A 17,410-nucleotide genomic window follows, 5' to 3' on the forward strand; every position below is an offset into this window, starting at 1 on the left:
ATAAAACGGGCAGGTCAGGAAGGAAAGAGAAACCCTATGAGCATAAGCCTGATCGTTCTGGCCGCGGGCCAGGGCACCCGCATGAATTCCGACCTGCCCAAGGTGCTGCACCAGATCGCCGGCGCGCCGATGCTGGTCCATGCCCTGCGGGCCGGCGCGACCCTCACGCCCGACCGGACGGTCGTGGTCACCGGCCACGGGTCTAGGGCGGTCGAGGCGGCGGCGCAGGACCACGACCCCGACATCCTGACCGTCCACCAGGCCACACAGGACGGCACCGGCCACGCCGTGGCCCAGGCCGAGGCCGCGCTTGCCGGCTACGAGGGCGACGCCATCGTGCTCTACGGCGATACACCTTTCATTTCCGAGGACACGCTCGGCCGCATGGTCGAGGCCCGGGCCCAGCATGATGTCGTCGTGCTGGGCTTCGAGGCCGCCGATCCCGGTCGCTACGGCCGGCTGGTGATGTCCGGCGACACGCTTGAAAAGATTGTCGAATTCAAGGACGCGGACGAGACCACCCGCGCCATCACCTTCTGCAATTCCGGCGTCATCGCCGCTGCCGCGCCGGTGCTCTTCGACCTCATCCGCGCCGTCACCAACGACAACGCGGCGGGCGAATACTACCTCACCGACATCGTCGCCATCGCCCGCGACCGGGGCCTTTCCGCCACCGCCATCGCCTGCCCCGAGGCCGAGACCATGGGCATCAACTCCCGCGCCGAACTGGCCGCGGCCGAGGCCGCCTTCCAGGCCCGCGCCCGCGCCACGGCGCTCGACGACGGCATCACCCTCACGGCCCCCGAGACCGTCCATTTCGCCTATGACACCGTGCTGGGCCGCGACACCATCGTCGAGCCCAACGTGGTCTTCGGCCCCGGCGTCACCGTCGAATCCGGCGCGCATATCAAGGCGTTTTCCCATCTCGAAGGCTGCCACGTCTCGCGCGGCGCCGTGGTCGGCCCCTATGCCCGCCTGCGCCCCGGCGCGGAACTGGCCGAGGACACCCGCATCGGCAATTTCGTCGAGGTCAAGAACGCCCTCATTGGCGAAGGCGCCAAGGTCAATCACCTCAGCTATATCGGCGACGCCTCGGTGGGCGAGGCCAGCAATATCGGCGCGGGCACCATCACCTGCAACTATGACGGCGTGATGAAGCACCGCACCGAGATCGGCGCGCGGGTCTTCGTGGGCTCCAACACCATGCTGGTGGCCCCGGTCAAACTGGGCGACGAGTCGATGACCGGCTCCGGCTCGGTCATCACCAGCGACGTGCCCGACGGCGCGCTCGCCATCGCCCGCAGCCCACAGACCAACAAACCGGGCATGGCGCGCAAATTGTTCGAAATGCTAAAGTCCAGACGGGCCAAGCAAGCGAAAGAGGCAGGATAATGTGTGGAATTGTAGGGGTCCTCGGCAAGCACGAAGCCGCGCCCATCCTCGTCGAGGCGCTCAAACGTCTTGAATATCGCGGCTATGACAGCGCCGGGATCGCCACGATCAACGGCAAGCAGCTCGACCGCCGCCGCGCCGTCGGCAAGCTGGTGAACCTGTCGGACCTGCTGGTGCACGAGCCCCTGCGCGGCAAGTCCGGCATCGGCCACACCCGCTGGGCCACCCACGGCGCGCCCAGCACCGTCAACGCCCACCCGCACAAGGCAGGGCCGGTGGCGGTGGTGCATAACGGCATCATCGAGAACTTCCGCGACCTGCGCAGCGAACTGGCCGACGCGGGCCTCGCGCACGAGACCGACACCGACACCGAGACCGTCGCCATGCTGGTCCATCACCTGATGCAGCAGGGCCAGTCCCCCGTCGAGGCCGCCAAATCCGCCATCGCGCGGCTGGAAGGCGCCTATGCGCTCGGGTTCCTGTTCGATGGCGAGGACGACCTGATCGTCGCCGCCCGCAAGGGCAGCCCGCTGGCCATCGGCCACGGCGACGGCGAGATGTATGTGGGCTCCGACGCCATCGCGCTCGCCCCCCTCACCGACCGGATCACCTATCTCGAGGAGGGCGACATCGCCGTCGTCACCCGCACCACGCTCGACATCATCGACGCCCATGGCAACCGCGCCAACCGCGCCGTCCGCACCATCGCGATCGACAGCACCCATGTCGACAAGGGCGGGCACAAGCACTTCATGGCCAAGGAAATCGCAGAACAGCCCAGCGTGATCGGCGACACCCTGCGCCACTACCTGTCCGAGGCCGGGGGCGGCCTGACCCTGCCCCAGCCGGAAATGGATTTCACCCAATACGACCGCCTGACGCTGGTCGCCTGCGGCACCGCCTATTACGCCTGTCTCACGGCGAAATACTGGTTCGAGCAACTGGCCGGCCTGCCCGTCGACGTCGATATCGCGTCCGAGTTCCGCTACCGCGAGCCTCCCGTTCCCGCCAGGACCGCCGCCATCTTCGTCAGCCAGTCGGGCGAAACCGCCGACACCCTTGCCGCCCTGCGCTACTGCGAGGGCCGCGCGGCCAAGATCCTGTCGATCATCAACGTTCCCGAAAGCTCCATCGCCCGCGAAAGCGACCTCGCCCTGCCGATCCATGCCGGGGTCGAGATCGGTGTCGCCTCCACCAAGGCCTTCACCTGCCAGCTGACCGTGCTCTTGCTGATGGCGCTCAAGGCCGCGTCCGATCGAGAAGCGATAGATCCCGCGCGCCTTTCGGACTTGCTGTCCCACCTGCGCGGCCTGCCCTCGACCATCAACAACACGCTGGAACTGAACGAGGACTTCCGCAAGGCCGCATACCAGCTGTCGAGCGCCCAGAGCGCGCTCTTCCTGGGACGCGGCATGATGTACCCGCTGGCCCTGGAAGGCGCGCTGAAACTCAAGGAAATCAGCTATATCCACGCCGAGGCTTATGCGTCCGGCGAGTTGAAGCACGGCCCCATCGCGCTGATTGACGAAAAGATGCCGGTCATCGTCATGGCCCCGCGCGACGGGCTCTTCGACAAGACCGTGTCCAACATGCAGGAGGTCATGGCCCGCGGCGGCAAGGTGATGCTGATCACCGACGCCCCCGGCGCCGCCGCCGCCTCCGACGACACCTGGATGACGCTGGTCCTGCCGCAGGTGGACCCGGTCCTGTCGCCCATCCTCTATGCCGTCCCGGCGCAGCTTCTGGCCTATCACACCGCCGTCGCCAAGGGCACCGACGTGGACCAGCCGCGTAACCTCGCCAAGTCCGTGACCGTGGAATGACGCCCGAGGACGCGCTGGAACAGCTGCGCGCCCAGGCCGAACCGGGCCGGGCGCAGGGTATGGCGGACTATCACAAGGTCCCGCGCGACTATCTCGGCGTGCCCAACCCGGCGATCAACGACCTGACGACCGAATGGCGCCGCGCGCTCGGCGTCGAGGAGCGTGTGGCGCTGGCCGACGCGCTCTGGCGCACCAACATCTTCGAGGCCCGCCTCGCGGCCGCCAAGCTGCTGACCCAGGCCCGGATCACGCCCGACGACGCGGTCTGGGCGCTGATCACCTCGTGGCTGCCCGATCTCGACAGCTGGGCCATCGCCGATCATGCCATGATGGCGGGCCAGAAGCGTCTCATGGCCGATCTTTCGCGCATGAACGAGATCGAGACCTGGACCGCCTCCGACAGCCACTGGATCCGCCGCGCCGCGATGGTCGTGACCCTGCCTCTGGCCAAGATCAACAACCTCAAACCGACGGAGGCCGAAGCCCGCGAACGCGTGCTGGGCTGGGCCGCCGGTTACGTGCAGGACACCGAGTGGTTCATCCAGAAATCCGTGGCGTGGTGGCTGCGCGACCTGTCCAAGCATGACCCGGACCGCGTCCGCGCCTTCATGGCCGAGAACGGCCGTAACATGAAGCCATTCGCCCGCAAGGAAGCCGAGAAGTTCCTGTAAACTCAGCCGCCTGTCGCGAAGACCCGCACTTCGGGCAGCCCCGTCAGGTCCGCCTCCAAGAGCCGCATCGCCGCCAGCGACAACTGGCTGCCCGAGCCCGGCTCGGCGTCCAGCGGAATGAGGTCCACCGCCACGGTCGTGCCCTTCGCGGGGTATTCCACCCGACCCTTGCCGGGGCTGTCGACCAGCGGCGTCTTCATCCAGATACCCGGATCCGCCGCGGCCCCCAGCGACGCGACGGTGATCCCAAGATCGCGGTCGCCACCGCCACTCTGCGCAGATTGTACCGCTGCCGCACGCTCTTCTTCCGTGGTGGTGTCGAACTCGTCGGCCGTGCGCGCATTGGATGGCGGCGCGATGCCCGCGGTCTGCGCCTCCGCCCCGGCTTCGGCGCTCTCGGGCGCGGGATCGGGCGGCGGTGCCTGCTGCTGCATGGTGGGCAACATATCACAGGCCGACAGGCCGAACGTACAGGCGACAAGGCAGACAAATCGTTTCATACGGTCACCTTATGGCCCTTGCGCCCGGGCTTCAATTGCCAAGATGCCCCTTGCCGTTTATCGGCGGGTTGCATACGTTCTGCCCCATGACCGCACCTTTGATAGACCCATTCCAGCGCGCGATCTCCTACCTGCGCGTCTCCGTCACAGACCGCTGCGATTTCCGCTGCGTCTACTGCATGTCGGAGAACATGACCTTCCTGCCCAAGAAGGAACTTCTGACGCTGGAAGAGCTGGACCGCATGTGCTCGACCTTCGTGCGCCTGGGCGTGGAAAAGCTGCGGATCACCGGCGGCGAACCGCTGGTGCGGCGCAACATCATGCATTTCTTTCACGGCATGAAGCGGCATCTCGACAGCGGCGACCTCAAGGAACTGACGCTGACCACCAACGGCTCGCAGCTCGCCCGCTTCAGCGAAGACCTCTATGCTGCGGGTGTCCGCCGCGTGAACGTGTCGCTCGACACGCTTGATGAGAAGAAATTCGCCGACATCACCCGCTGGGGCCGCCTGCCGCAGGTGCTCAAGGGCATCGACGCCGCGCAAGCCGCCGGGCTGCGCGTCAAGATCAACGTCGTCGCTCTCAAGGGTTTCAACGAGGACGAGCTTTTCGACATCGTCGAATGGTGCAAGTCCCGCGACATGGACCTCACCTTCATCGAGGTGATGCCGATGGGCGATATCGGCAACGAGGACCGGCTGGACCAGTATTGGAAACTCTCCGACCTGCGCCGGACGCTGGCAGAGCAATACACCCTGACCGAACTGACCGAGCGCACCGGCGGCCCCGCCCGTTACGTGCGGCTGGAAGAAACCGGCCAGAAGATCGGCTTCATCACGCCGCTGACCCATAATTTCTGCGAAAGCTGCAACCGCGTGCGCCTGACCTGCACCGGCGAGCTTTACATGTGCCTCGGCCAGGAAGACATGGCCGACCTGCGCGCACCCCTGCGCAACTCGCCGAATGATGACGCCCCGCTCGAGGCTGCAATCCGCGAGGCCATCACCCGCAAGCCCAAGGGCCACGATTTCGACTATTCCCGTCAGACAGTGGACGGGCGCATGTCCCGCCACATGAGCCACACCGGCGGCTGATGCCCCACACTGCCGCGCCCCTGCCCGTGCGCCTCTACGGCGTGGCGGCAAACCTGCTTGAGCGCCTGGCCTACAAACGCGTATCCGAGAACCTTGCCCGGCAGGGCATTCCGGCGAACCGCCTCCCCGAACGGCAGGGCCATGCCACCGCACCGCGCCCCGACGGCGACCTGATGTGGTTCCACGCCGCCTCGGTCGGCGAAAGCCTGTCGGTCCTGCGCCTGATCGAGCATCTGGGCCAGACGCATCCCGACCTGTCCTTCCTGATAACCTCCGGCACCGCCACCTCGGCCCAGATCGTCGGCAAACGCCTGCCGCCGCGCACCACGCACCAGTTCGCACCGCTGGATTCGCGCCGCGTCGTCACCCGTTTTCTCGACCATTGGCGCCCCTCTGCGGCGGTCTTCGTCGAAAGCGAGCTGTGGCCCCAGATGCTGCGCCTGACCCATGCCGCGGGCGTCCCGCTGGCACTGGTCAACGCCCGTATCTCCGACACCTCCGCCCGCAATTGGAAGCGGTTCCCCCGCACCGCGCGGCACCTCATGGACCATTTCCGCCTGATCCATTGCCAGGACGACCGCACCGCGCACCACCTCCGCGACCTCGGCCTTGCGCAGGCCGAACCCGGCCTCAATCTCAAATCCGTCGCCGGCCCGCTCCCCTTCGACCGGGACGAGCTGCACCGGATGCAGAGCCTCATCGCCGGCCGCCCGGTCTGGCTCGCCGCCTCCACACATCCAGGCGAGGACGAGGTGGTCCTGAAAGCCCACCGTGCCATGACCGGCGGCAATGCCGACGCGCTCCTGATCCTCGTGCCGCGCCACCCCGAACGCGCCCACGATATCGAGCGCCTGATCGCCGAGCACCGCTTCGAGGGCGCCCGCCGCTCCACCGGCATGACCATCACCGGGCAGACCCGCGTCTACCTTGCCGACACCTTGGGCGAGATGGGCCTCTGGTACGCGCTCAGCCCGCTCACCTGCGTCTGCGGCAGTTTTTCCGACGTCGGAGGCCACAACCCGTTCGAGCCCGCCCATGCCGGCTCCGCCGTACTGCACGGGCCCCGCTACGCCAACTTCGCCGAGGCCTACGCCCAGATGCAGGCCGAGAACGCCTGCATCGAGGTGGCCGATGCGGATGACCTGAGCGCCAAGCTCACCACCTATCTCGACGACCCCGCCGCGCTCGACGCCCTGCGCGACCGCACCCGCGCCTTCGCCGCCACACAGGCGGGTGTCCTCGAAGACTTCGCCGCCACTCTTTCCAACGCGCTCGGCCTGGGCTAGCACCTTCCCCGAGCCCCAAGGAAAGCCGACCCGCGTGCCGGACCTGATCGTCACCAATTTCAACCGCAACTTCACCGGCGTCTCCTCGACCGCCGCCAGCGTGGTGCGCTGCCAGGTCGACCAATACGACCTCGCGCTTGCAGGCCACCCCCTGCCCGGCTGCCCCAAGCCGATCACCAGGGCGCAGGCCAGCGCCCTGTCCAGAACGCCACCACCGGGCCGCGCCTTCACCATCTGGCACGTCCGCCGCAACCCCGAAATGCGCGCGGCCCTCTGGGTGCGCGACGTGCTGCGCCGGCCCATCCGCATCGTCTTCACCTCCGCCGCGATCCGTCGGCACTCGACCTTCCCCCGCTGGCTGATTTCGCGCATGGACGCCGTCATCGCCACGACCGAGGCCGCCGCCGGTTTCGTCCCCCACGTCCGCGCCGTCGCCCCCCACGGCGTCGACACCGATCGTTTCACGCCCGCCCCGGACCGCGCCGCGGCCTGGGCCGCCACCGGCTATCCCGGCACCCGCGGCGTGGCCACCATCGGCCGCATCCGCCCCGAGAAAGGCACCGACCGTTTCGTCGCCGCCATGCTGCGGCTTCTGCCCGACCACCCCGGCCTGACCGCCCTCGTCATCGGCCGCGCGGCCAAATCCGACCAGCCTTTCCTCGACAGGCTCAAGGCACAGATTGCCGCCGCCGGCCTCACCGACCGCATCATTTTCCCCGGCGAGGTCGCGCCCGACGCCCTGCCCGCCCTCACCCGGTCCCTCTCCGCCGTGGTGCAACTGCCCCGCTACGAAGGCTACGGCATGACCCCGCTCGAAGGCATGGCCTCGGGCGTCCCCTTCGTGGCGACCGACACCGGCTATTACCGCAGCTTTTCCAGCCAGGGCCAGACCGGCCTGATCGTCCCCGACGAGCCGGGCAACGCCGCTGACGCGCTGGCCTCCATCCTGTCGGACCCCGACCGCCACGCCGCCATGTCCCGCGCCGCCCGCGACATCGCCTGCACCCATTTCAGCGTCAGGACCGAGGCCGAAACCATCGCCCGCGTCTACGAGGATCTCTGGTCCGGCGCCTGACCGCCACCGCGTGCGGTTTGATGTTGCACCCACGCATGGGGACGTTACGATGTCCTGCCAATTTTGAGAGGTGCACCCCGTGATCCAGAAATACGAGTACAAGGTCATTCCCGCTCCCGCCAAGGGCCGCAAGGGTCCGGGCATCAAGGGTGCCGAAGGCCGGTTCGCCCACGGGCTCGAGACGGCGATCAACGAACTGGCGCTCGAGGGCTGGGAATACCTGCGCGCCGACATCCTGCCCAGCGAGGAACGCCAGGGCCTGACCTCGTCGCAGACGGTCTATCGCTCCATGCTGGTCTTCCGCCGCCCGCTGGAACTGGAAGGCGTCGACAGCCCGCCGCCCCTGCCCTGGGACGACCACGAGGAGGAAGCGCTTGAAACCGCCGCCGAGGCGGACGAAATCGAGGATAATCAGGACGATACCCCGGATGACGACGCGGATGGCACAGAGGACGACGGCACGCCGCGTCCCGATCTGCCGCCCCGGGACTGAGCCTTGAAAACAAGTTCGGGACCGCGCGGTTTTTTCCCGATCTTTGCTCTTCAATTTGCCGCGCAATCACATAAACTCTTGGCCTCGAGTCGCAAAGGGAATGCCAATGGCTAAATCCGATCCGTTTGGTTTCGACATGTCCGTATCGTCCGCGAAAAAGAAGAATCCGCGCGGTCGGCGGGGTATGTCCGGCGCATCCGAAACCTCGACCCGCGTCTGCGACCACGAGGGCTGCAACGAGCCCGGCAAGTACCGCGCGCCCAAGGCGCCCGATGTGCTCGACGACTTCTACTGGTTCTGCAAGGACCACGTCCGCGAGTACAACACCAAGTGGAACTTTTTCGACGGCACCACAGAGGCCGAGATGAACGCCCAGATGTCGTCGGACAAGGTGTGGGAGCGCAAGACCAAGGCGTTCAACGATCCCGAGGCGCGCGCCTGGGCGCGGCTGGGCATCGAGGACCCGCACCAGGTGCTGGGCGGCAACGCCACGCAGAACCCCGGCAAGAACCGCGGCGGCCAGCGCAAGCTGCCCCCCACCGAGCGCCGCGCGATCGAGATCCTGGACGCGAATGAATACGCCTCCAAGGCCGATATCCGCAAGGCCTACAAGGCGCTGATCAAGGTGCTGCACCCCGACATCAACGGCGGCGACCGCAGCCAGGAAGAACAGCTGCAACAGGTCGTCTGGGCCTGGGACCAGATCAAGCAGAGCCGCAACTTCAAGTAGGCTGATGACATAAAGCGCACCGGGTCACTCGTACCGTTCCGGGCCCTGAAACCACCCGGTGCGCGATCGGACCCGGAAATCAGGCGGCGCGGAATGTCAGGCTGACGCCGTTCAGGCAATGACGTTTGCCCGTGGGCCGTGGCCCGTCGTCGAAAATATGTCCAAGATGGCTGCCGCAGCGGCGGCAGTGGCACTCGGTCCGCGTCGCGAAAAGCGAATGATCCGGCTTGGTCCCGATGGCATTGTCCATTGCCTTCCAGAAACTGGGCCAGCCGGTCTTGCTGTCGTACTTGGTCTCGGACGAATAAAGCGGCAGGTCGCAGCCGCGGCAGTGGTAGATGCCCGGCTCGTAAAGCTTGTGCAGCGGGCTGGAAAAGGCCCGTTCGGTCGCCTCTTCACGCATGACCTCGTATTCCAGGTCCGTGAGCATGGCCCGCCATTCCTGCTCGCTGCGCGTCACCTCGAACGAGCCCGATGCGGCAAGACCCGGCATCGCGGTCAGGATGGTGCCACCCCACAGGGCGGAGAGAATGAAATCGCGTCTCTGCATGTTGACCTCCTGCATTTCGTCTCGGGGGTGAAACGGGGGGCACGTGCCCCCCGTTCCGCGGTTGTCGCGGGTGTTACTGCTTGGCCGGCAGCATCACCGTGTCGATCACGTGGATCACGCCGTTCGACTGCTCGACATCGGCGATCGTCACGTTGGCCACGCGGCCACGCTCGTCTTCCAGCATGATCTTGTCGCCGTTATAGGTGGCTTTCAGCATGCATCCGCCCACGGTCGGCACCATGTGCGCGCCACCGTCATCGTCCACCATGCCCTTGATCGCCGTGGACATCGCGTCGGCCGACACCACGTGGCAGGTCAGGATCTCGGTCAGCTGCTTCTTGGCCGCCGGCTGCAGCAGCGCCTCGACCGCGCCTTCGCGCAGCTCGCCAAAGGCGGCGTTGGTCGGTGCGAACACTGTGAACGGACCGTCGCCCGACAGCGTATCGACAAGGCCCGCGGCCTTCACGGCGGTCACCAGCGTCGTGTGATCGGCCGAGTTCACGGCATTCTCGACAATGGTCTTGTCGGCATACATCGCCGCGCCGCCGACCATCGGATTGTCGGCATGGGCAACACTCGCAGTTGCTGCGAGGGCTGCGGCGGCGGTCATGGATTTCAGGTTAAACATATCTCTACTCCCTAACTCTATACACACAAGCAAGGCGTTGATGCCCAACTCATACGCAACCACGGGAGGCGCCCGCCGAAAGTTTCAGCTATTCAGGGAATTTTTTCAGACGTCTTCAAGCGGGCCCGTGGCCAGGATGTCGCCCGTGGGCGCCCCGGTGGGCGAGCCGCCCTCGGGCTCGTCCGAAATCGCCAGTGTCGCACCCTGCAACACCTCGATCTGCTCCGGCGTCATCGGCAGGCGGATGCGCTCGTTTTCCGGCAACACGCCCAGCGACACCGGCGGGTTGTCCCCGGCGATCAGCCACATCTCGATATCGCGCTCGGGCCGGTCCTGCATCCCGCGCCGCTCGACATACATCTCTTGCGTGGTCGCGTCATAGCCCGCCGCCAGGATGATATCTTCCTCGCCCTCGGCTCGCAGATCGGCATGGTAAACCGGGTTCTCGGGCGGCTGCACGCCCGTCCCGGGCAGACCCACCACGAAGAACAGCCCGACGACAAGCGCCGCCGCCGCCAGCCCCGCAAGACCAAACCGCTCGAACAGGCCGCGCCGCGCCGGGCGCTCCTCGGCGAACAGGCGGCGGTCCAGCGCCGCCTTCACCCGTGCCGGCGGGGCCTCTTCGGGGATGTCCTCGGCCAGAACGGCGAAATCCTCGGCCCACTGCACGTAAAGCGCGCGCAACGCGGGCTCGGCGCCAAGACGCGCCTCGAAGGCCGCGGCCTCCGCAGCCGACAGCAGACCCAGCGCGTATTCACCCGCCAGGACCACGTCGTCGTCTTTTTCCGGCACCTCGCTCATCGCGACAGGCACTCCCTCAGTTTCAGCAGGCTGCGGCGCAGCCAGGTTCGCATCGTGTTCAGCGGCACGTCAAACCGCGCCGCCAGATCGGCATAGGTCTCTCCGTCCAGATACGCCCCGCGCACGGCCTCGGCGCGGTCGGCTTCCAGCTCGTCAAAGCACCCGTCCAACCTTTCCCGCTCCGACGCCTGCACGGCTTGCGCCTCCGGCCCCGGTGCGGAATCGGGCATCGCTTCGGCCAGTCCCTCCGGCATCTGCTCGCCCGTCCCCTTGCGCTTGCGCAGCATGTCGATGGCCGCGTTCCGCGCGATCGTGATCAGCCACGTCATCGGACTGAACCCGCCCGTGCTGTAGCGGTCGGCATTGCGCCAGATCTTCACGTAGACCTCCTGCAACACCTCCTCGGCTTCGGCCCGGTTATTCAACACACGCAGGATCACGCCGAATAGTTTCGCCGATGTCGCGGAATAAAGATCGGAAAACGCGTTCCTGTCCTTCAGGGCGCACCGACCGATAAGGTGTTCAATAGCGTCGAGGTCTTTCATGGAACGCGCATCCCTTTCGAAACCAAAACCTAGGGCAGGCACATGGCGAGTGCCAGTAATTCTTTCCCTTTCCCTTGCCCTTCCCGGCGATATGTTGCACGGAAGGGCGAACGAAAAAGCGACGATTGAAGGACAAGGCAGATGGCCGACGGGAACATGGATCACGACATGAAACCGACCGAGGAACTTTCGGTCCGCGATGTTTTCGGGATCGACACCGACATGGTCATCAAGGGCTTCGCCGACAAGACGGAACGCGTGCCCGATATCGACTCGACCTACAAGTTCGACCCCGACACGACGCTGGCGATCCTCGCCGGGTTTTCCCACAATCGCCGCGTCATGATCCAGGGCTATCACGGCACCGGCAAGTCGACCCATATCGAACAGGTCGCCGCGCGCCTCAACTGGCCCGCCGTGCGCGTCAACCTCGACAGCCACATCAGCCGGATCGACCTGATCGGCAAGGACGCGATCAAGCTGCGCGAAGGCGTGCAGGTGACCGAGTTCCACGAGGGCATCCTGCCCTGGGCGTTGCGCAACCCCGTCGCCATCGTCTTCGACGAATACGACGCGGGCCGCGCCGACGTGATGTTCGTCATCCAGCGCGTGCTGGAACATGACGGCAAGCTGACGCTTCTGGACCAGAACGAGATCATCACGCCCCACCCCTGCTTCCGCCTCTTCGCCACGGCCAACACCGTCGGCCTGGGCGACACCACGGGCCTCTACCACGGTGTGCAGCAGATCAACCAGGCGCAGATGGACCGCTGGTCGCTCGTCGCCACGCTGAACTACCTCAGCCACGACGCCGAGACCGCCATCGTCATCGCCAAGACCCCCCAGATGAACACCGAGGCGGGACGCAAGACGATCAGCCAGATGGTCACCGTCGCCGACCTCACCCGCACCGCCTTCATGAACGGCGATTTGTCCACGGTCATGAGCCCCCGGACGGTGATCAACTGGGCCCAGAACAGCCGCATCTTCCGCGACGTCGGCTATGCTTTCCGCCTCACGTTCCTCAACAAGTGCGACGAGCTGGAGCGTCAGACCGTGGCCGAATTCTACCAGCGCTGCTTCGACGAGGAACTGCCCGAGAGTGCGGCGAGCGTCAGCCTGGGTTAACGCGCATCCGTCATCCTCGGACTTGATCCGAGGATCTCTCGCAACGAGATCCCGGATCAAGTCCGGGATACGTTATCTCCCTGTGTAGGGCGGGATTTCATCCCGCCTGCCCCCGCATCTTGCGCCTGGATGGACGATATGAAACCGTCATTCCCATGATCCGCCTCGCTCTCCTGCTCTTGACCCTCGCCCTGCCCGCCTCGGCGCAAGACCGCGCCGCAATCGAACAGCAGTTCCGCAGCTGGCTCGAACAGGACATCTGGCCCGCCGCAAGCGCCCAGGGCGTCTCCCGCGCCACCTTCGACAGGTCCTTCAGCGGCGTGCGCCTCAACTGGGACCTGCCCGACCTCGTCCCCCCGGGATCGAAGGCCACAACGCCCAAACGCCAGACCCAGTCCGAATTCGGCGCCCCGGGCCGCTATTTCCGCGGCGTATCCGGCGACGCCGCCATCGGCCGCGATCTTGCCCGCCGCCACGCCACCACCCTCGCCCGGATCGAGAAACAGACCGGCGTTCCGGGCCGTATCCTGCTGGGCATCTGGGGCCGCGAAAGCGCCTATGGACGCGCCAAGATCCCGCACAACGTGTTCGCGGTCCTTGGCACCAAGGGCTTCATGGCCACGCGCGCTCCCTATTTCCGCGAGGAACTCATCGCCGCCCTGCAAATCGCCGAAGCCGGCCACGCCAGCGGTCCCCTGCGCAGCTCTTGGGCGGGCGCGCTCGGCCAGCCGCAATTCATGCCGTCGAGCTTCCTGCAATACGCCGCCGACGGCGATGGCGACGGGCGCGCCGATATCTGGGGCTCGGTGCCCGACACGCTGGCCTCCATCGCCAATTACCTCGCCCGCCACGGCTGGGTCCCAGGGCGCGACTGGGGGTTCGAGGTCACCGTGCCGGCCTCCGTCTCCTGCGCGCTCGAAGGCCCCGACCAGGGCCGCCCAATTTCCGAATGGGAAGCGATGGGCATCACGCGTGTCTCAAACCGCCCCTTCCCCGACCACGAACGCAGCGGCGAGGGTTTCCTGATGATGCCCGCCGGGCGCAACGGCCCGGCCTTCGTGGTCACGCCCAATTTCTACGTGCTCAAGGACTACAACATGTCCGACCTCTACGCGCTCTACGTGGGCCATGTCGGCGACCGCATCCAGTACGGCGTCGGCAATTTCTCCGCCCCCTGGGGCGCGGTGGGCAAGATGTACCGCTCCGACATCGCCGCCATGCAACGCAGCTTGGAAGGTATGGGCCACGACGTGGGCGGCGCCGACGGGTTGCCCGGCTTCAAGACCCGCCGCTCCATCGGACGCTGGCAAGAGGCGACGGGCCGCGCCGCCACGTGTTTCCCCGAACCGAGCATGAAGGCGCAGCTGGTCCGCTAGGCGCCCCAAGAATTTTCGAAAATTCTTGCCCGGAATTTTTCAAAAATTCCGGCCCCGCCGCTCAGCTATGCTCTTCCGCCGACACCGCCGTCAGCGCGCGGTTATAGGCCTTCAGCGCATCGACATGGAACAGCGCCCCCTGCAATTCGGGCTTGGAATCCTCGCCCGTCAGGGTCACCACTGGGATGAACGCGACGCCGGTGCGCTCGAAGATCGGCATCGCCACGTCCAGCGTCGCATTGGCGTCGATATAAACCCCGTCCTCGATCAGCTCCCAGCACGCGTCCTCGCTGGCGCTTCGCTCGGCGCCGGTCTCGCGCATCACCCGCGCGGCACGGTACATGGTCAGCAGGTACGCATGGGGCCCGGCCGCCAGCCGCACCCCCCGACGCTCCAGCTGGGTCAGGAAGAACGAGTGCCGCACCAGCTTTGACGCCAGCGCGGTGGACATCGACACCGCCACCATCACCGCCAGCCCGGTCTGCCAGTCGCCCGTCAATTCGAACACGATCAGCGTGGTGGATATGGGCGCGCCCAGAACCGCCGCCGCAACCGCCCCCATCCCGGCCAGCGCATAAAGCGTCGGCGCGCCCGACCATTGCGGCAAGAGTGCCGTGGCCACCAGGCCAAAGGCCAGCCCGGTCAGCGCGCCGACCATCAGCGAGGGCGAAAACACCCCGCCGCCCATGCGTCCGCCGATGGTGATCGCCACGGCGACGACCTTGAGGATGCAGAACACCACCGCCTCGTTCCACAGAAGCTTGCCGGTCAGCGCCTTCGAGGTGGTCTCGTACCCCACGCCGATGATATGCGGAAACCCGATCGCCAGAATGCCCAGCATCAGCCCCGCCACCCCGGGGCGCAGCCAACGCGGCAGACCCGTGCGTGCCTGCACCCGGTCGGCAAAGCCCTCGGCAAAGAAGATTCCCCGCATCAGCGCAAAGGCCACCACCCCGCACAGCAGTCCCAGGATCAGGAAGGCGGGCAGTTCGACATAGAATTCCAGCATGCTGGCCACGGGCAGCGCGAACTCGGTCACGTCGCCGAACTCCAGCCGGTTGATCACCGTGCCCGCCACCGACGCGATGACGATGGGCGCAAAGGCATGCAGCGCGAAATGACGCAGCACCACCTCCAGCGCGAAAAGCGCGCCCGCGATCGGCGCGTTGAACGACGCCGACACCGCTGCCGCCACGGCACAGCCCAGAAGGTCGCGGCCGGTGATCCCGTTGGCATTGATCCGGTTGCTGACCCAGGTCGAGATCACGCCGGCCATGTGCACCACCGGCCCCTCTCGCCCCGACGAGCCGCCCGTGCCCAGCGTGATCAGCGACGCCAGCGCCGAGGCCACGCCGGCCCGCGTCTCGACCCGGCCCTCGTTCAGCGCCGCGCCCTCGATCACGTCGGCCACCGACCGCGCACGGCCATCGGGTGTGTAGCGGTGCAGGAGCGCGCCCACCACCAGCCCCCCGCCCACCGGGATCACCAGAACCCAGTACCAGGGCAGCGTGGACACCCAGCTGTGCATCAGCGACGGATCTTCGGAGCCGTAAAGCAGCAGTTGCAGCCCGTTGATTCCCTTGCGAAAGAACAGCGCGGCAAAGCCGGCGGCGATCCCGATGCCAAGCGCGATCAACCAGAACTGGAATTGGCTGGGTCCTTTTTCGCGCATAAGGCGCCACGCATTCTGGCTGACCCTGCGCGCGCGCACCGATCCGCGCCGCAAACGGCCCGTTCCGGCCCTGTCCTGTGCTCTTTCGCCCTCGCTCACCACTTCACCTCCGGTCTTGTGACGCAGGGCGCTTCCCTGTCGGAACCGCATCGCTTAGGGTGCGGTTTCAGGGGAGTGCAGGGGTTCGACATGGGTATTCGCGACGCCATTTCAGAGTTGTCGCCCGTTTTAGGGCAACGGCTCAGCCTGTCCAAGTCCGATCTGCAAGAGCATGGTCGGAGCGAGACGCATTTCGCGGACGCGCCGCCCGATGCCGTCGCCTATCCCGAGAGCACCGAGGAGGTCAGCCGGATCGTGCAGGCCTGCGCCCGCCACGGCGTGCCGGTGATCGGCTGGGGCACCGGCACCTCGCTCGAAGGGCAGGCCCAGGCCTTCTCGGGGGGGATCTGCGTCGACTTCCAGCGCATGAACCGCATCCTCGAGGTATCGCAGGGCGACATGGACGTGCGCGTGCAACCCGGTGTGACGCGCGAGGCGCTGAACGAGGAGTTGCGCGCCACGGGCCTCTTCTTTCCGGTCGATCCCGGCGCCAATGCCTCGATCGGCGGCATGACCTCGACCCGTGCCAGCGGCACCACGGCGGTGCGCTACGGCACGATGCGCGACAACGTGCTGGGGCTCGAGGTGGTCACGGCCACCGGCGAGGTCATCCGCACCGGCACCCGCGCCCGCAAATCTTCGGCCGGCTACGACCTGACGGCGCTGTTCGTGGGCTCCGAGGGCACGCTGGGCCTGATCACCGAGATCACTCTGCGCCTGCGCGGCACGCCTGAAGCCATTTCTGCCGCCGTCTGCGCGTTCGATTCCGTGGGCGACGCGGTCGAGACGGTCATGGCCGCCGTGCAGATGGGCCTGCCGCTTGCGCGGATCGAGCTGATGGACACCCAAAGCGTCGAGGCCGTGAACGCCTATTCCGGCGCCGCCCTGCCCGCCTGCCCGCATTTGCTGCTGGAATTCCACGGCTCGGACGCGGGCGTGGCGGAACAGGCGCAGATGTTCGGCGACCTGGCGCAGGAATTCGGTGGCAAGGGCTTCGACTGGGCCCGCAAGACAGAGGAGCGCACCGCGCTCTGGGCCATGCGCCACGCCGCCTACCACGCCATCGTCGCCCACCGTCCCGGCACCAAGGCGCTGGTGACGGATATCTGCGTGCCGATCTCGAACCTGGCCCGCGCGCTCGAGGAGACGCGCAGCCATCTTGACGCGCAAGGTATCGAAGGCCCGATCCTGGGCCATGTGGGCGACGGCAATTTCCACGCCATCCTGCAATTCGACCCCGAGGATGCCGCCGACAAAGCCCGCGTGCTCGCGGCCTCGGAACACCTGGTCGAGCTGGCCCTGTCGCTGGGCGGCACCGCGACGGGCGAGCATGGCATCGGCGTGGGCAAGCTGGGCTACATGGAGCGCGAGCATGGCCCCGCCTGGGGCCTCATGGGCACGATCAAGCAGGCGCTCGATCCCCAGAATATCATGAATCCCGGCAAGCTGGTGCCGCCCCGGAACTGACGGCGCGGCGCCAGTGACGCTTTGGAGAGGGGGGGGCGCTGCCCCCCACGGCGAACCTGTGGTTCACCGCTCCCCCCGGG

17 protein-coding genes are annotated in these 17,410 nt (G+C 66.7%); 11 read left to right on the top strand and 6 right to left on the bottom strand.

Features of this window, described 5'->3' with window-relative positions:
* Positions 1-36: 36 nt before the first annotated feature.
* From glmU to KUV49_RS14900, 3 genes are read left to right on the top strand one after another with little or no spacing between them, the layout of a single operon-like run.
* The gene (glmU, locus tag KUV49_RS14890) at positions 37-1,392 is read left to right on the top strand and encodes a bifunctional UDP-N-acetylglucosamine diphosphorylase/glucosamine-1-phosphate N-acetyltransferase GlmU (RefSeq protein WP_222450627.1); all 1,356 of its coding nucleotides are present in this window, start codon (positions 37-39) and stop codon (positions 1,390-1,392) included.
* Positions 1,392-3,215, top strand: coding sequence for a glutamine--fructose-6-phosphate transaminase (isomerizing) (glmS, locus tag KUV49_RS14895; RefSeq protein WP_222450628.1), 1,824 nt, complete (start codon positions 1,392-1,394; stop codon positions 3,213-3,215). The genes glmU and glmS overlap by 1 nt, the downstream gene beginning before the upstream one ends.
* Positions 3,212-3,886, top strand: coding sequence for a DNA alkylation repair protein (locus KUV49_RS14900; protein ID WP_222450629.1), 675 nt, complete (start codon positions 3,212-3,214; stop codon positions 3,884-3,886). The genes glmS and KUV49_RS14900 overlap by 4 nt, the downstream gene beginning before the upstream one ends.
* Positions 3,887-3,888: 2 nt before the next feature.
* Here KUV49_RS14900 and KUV49_RS14905 read toward each other — a convergent pair whose 3' ends face one another.
* Positions 3,889-4,386 carry a hypothetical protein gene (locus tag KUV49_RS14905; RefSeq protein WP_261391225.1) on the bottom strand — a complete coding sequence of 166 codons (498 nt, stop codon included), beginning with the start codon at positions 4,384-4,386 and terminating at the stop codon, positions 3,889-3,891.
* Positions 4,387-4,472: 86 nt separating this feature from the next.
* Here KUV49_RS14905 and moaA point away from each other — a divergent pair, with 86 nt between their 5' ends.
* The 5 genes from moaA (at position 4,473) to KUV49_RS14930 (ending at position 9,064) form a co-directional block, all read left to right on the top strand.
* Positions 4,473-5,480 (top strand): GTP 3',8-cyclase MoaA, encoded by a 1,008-nt coding sequence (moaA, locus tag KUV49_RS14910; RefSeq protein ID WP_222450630.1) that lies wholly within the window; start codon positions 4,473-4,475, stop codon positions 5,478-5,480.
* Entirely contained in the window at positions 5,480-6,766 is a 1,287-nt protein-coding gene (locus KUV49_RS14915) for a 3-deoxy-D-manno-octulosonic acid transferase (protein WP_222450631.1), read from the top strand. Before moaA ends, KUV49_RS14915 begins: the two co-directional genes overlap by 1 nt.
* A 34-nt stretch (positions 6,767-6,800) precedes the next feature.
* Positions 6,801-7,841, top strand: a complete 1,041-nt coding sequence (locus tag KUV49_RS14920; protein ID WP_222450632.1) for a glycosyltransferase family 4 protein — start codon at positions 6,801-6,803, stop codon at positions 7,839-7,841.
* Between the two features lie 79 nt (positions 7,842-7,920).
* Positions 7,921-8,334 (top strand): DUF4177 domain-containing protein, encoded by a 414-nt coding sequence (locus KUV49_RS14925; RefSeq protein ID WP_261391226.1) that lies wholly within the window; start codon positions 7,921-7,923, stop codon positions 8,332-8,334.
* Positions 8,335-8,440: 106 nt separating this feature from the next.
* A complete protein-coding gene (locus KUV49_RS14930) occupies positions 8,441-9,064 on the top strand; it encodes a J domain-containing protein (RefSeq protein WP_222450633.1) in 624 nt (207 codons plus the stop codon).
* Positions 9,065-9,143: 79 nt separating this feature from the next.
* Here the strand turns inward: KUV49_RS14930 and msrB are convergent, their stop codons facing one another.
* From msrB to KUV49_RS14950, 4 genes are all read right to left on the bottom strand, one after another.
* Positions 9,144-9,614: a peptide-methionine (R)-S-oxide reductase MsrB gene (msrB, locus tag KUV49_RS14935; RefSeq protein WP_222450634.1), complete on the bottom strand. Its 471-nt coding sequence runs from the start codon at positions 9,612-9,614 to the stop codon at positions 9,144-9,146.
* A 73-nt stretch (positions 9,615-9,687) separates the two neighbouring features.
* Entirely contained in the window at positions 9,688-10,242 is a 555-nt protein-coding gene (locus tag KUV49_RS14940) for a fasciclin domain-containing protein (RefSeq protein WP_222450635.1), read from the bottom strand.
* Positions 10,243-10,347: 105 nt separating this feature from the next.
* Entirely contained in the window at positions 10,348-11,043 is a 696-nt protein-coding gene (locus KUV49_RS14945) for an anti-sigma factor domain-containing protein (RefSeq protein WP_222450636.1), read from the bottom strand.
* Positions 11,040-11,588 carry a sigma-70 family RNA polymerase sigma factor gene (locus KUV49_RS14950; RefSeq protein ID WP_152492876.1) on the bottom strand — a complete coding sequence of 183 codons (549 nt, stop codon included), beginning with the start codon at positions 11,586-11,588 and terminating at the stop codon, positions 11,040-11,042. Before KUV49_RS14950 ends, KUV49_RS14945 begins: the two co-directional genes overlap by 4 nt.
* A 141-nt stretch (positions 11,589-11,729) precedes the next feature.
* Between KUV49_RS14950 and cobS the strand changes: the two genes are divergently transcribed.
* Positions 11,730-12,716, top strand: a complete 987-nt coding sequence (gene cobS / locus KUV49_RS14955) for a cobaltochelatase subunit CobS (protein ID WP_057789947.1) — start codon at positions 11,730-11,732, stop codon at positions 12,714-12,716.
* A 155-nt stretch (positions 12,717-12,871) separates the two neighbouring features.
* Positions 12,872-14,092: a lytic transglycosylase domain-containing protein gene (locus KUV49_RS14960; protein WP_222450637.1), complete on the top strand. Its 1,221-nt coding sequence runs from the start codon at positions 12,872-12,874 to the stop codon at positions 14,090-14,092.
* A 61-nt stretch (positions 14,093-14,153) separates the two neighbouring features.
* Here the strand turns inward: KUV49_RS14960 and KUV49_RS14965 are convergent, their stop codons facing one another.
* Positions 14,154-15,764, bottom strand: a complete 1,611-nt coding sequence (locus KUV49_RS14965; RefSeq protein WP_261391227.1) for a chloride channel protein — start codon at positions 15,762-15,764, stop codon at positions 14,154-14,156.
* 189 nt (positions 15,765-15,953) lie between these two features.
* On the opposite strand from KUV49_RS14965, the gene KUV49_RS14970 reads away from it, so the two are divergent.
* Complete coding sequence (locus KUV49_RS14970; RefSeq protein ID WP_222450639.1) at positions 15,954-17,330, top strand: FAD-binding oxidoreductase; 1,377 nt, start codon at positions 15,954-15,956, stop codon at positions 17,328-17,330.
* Positions 17,331-17,410: the final 80 nt, after the last annotated feature.

The organism is Roseovarius atlanticus (assembly GCF_019802205.1).
Taxonomy (GTDB): domain Bacteria; phylum Pseudomonadota; class Alphaproteobacteria; order Rhodobacterales; family Rhodobacteraceae; genus Roseovarius; species Roseovarius atlanticus_A.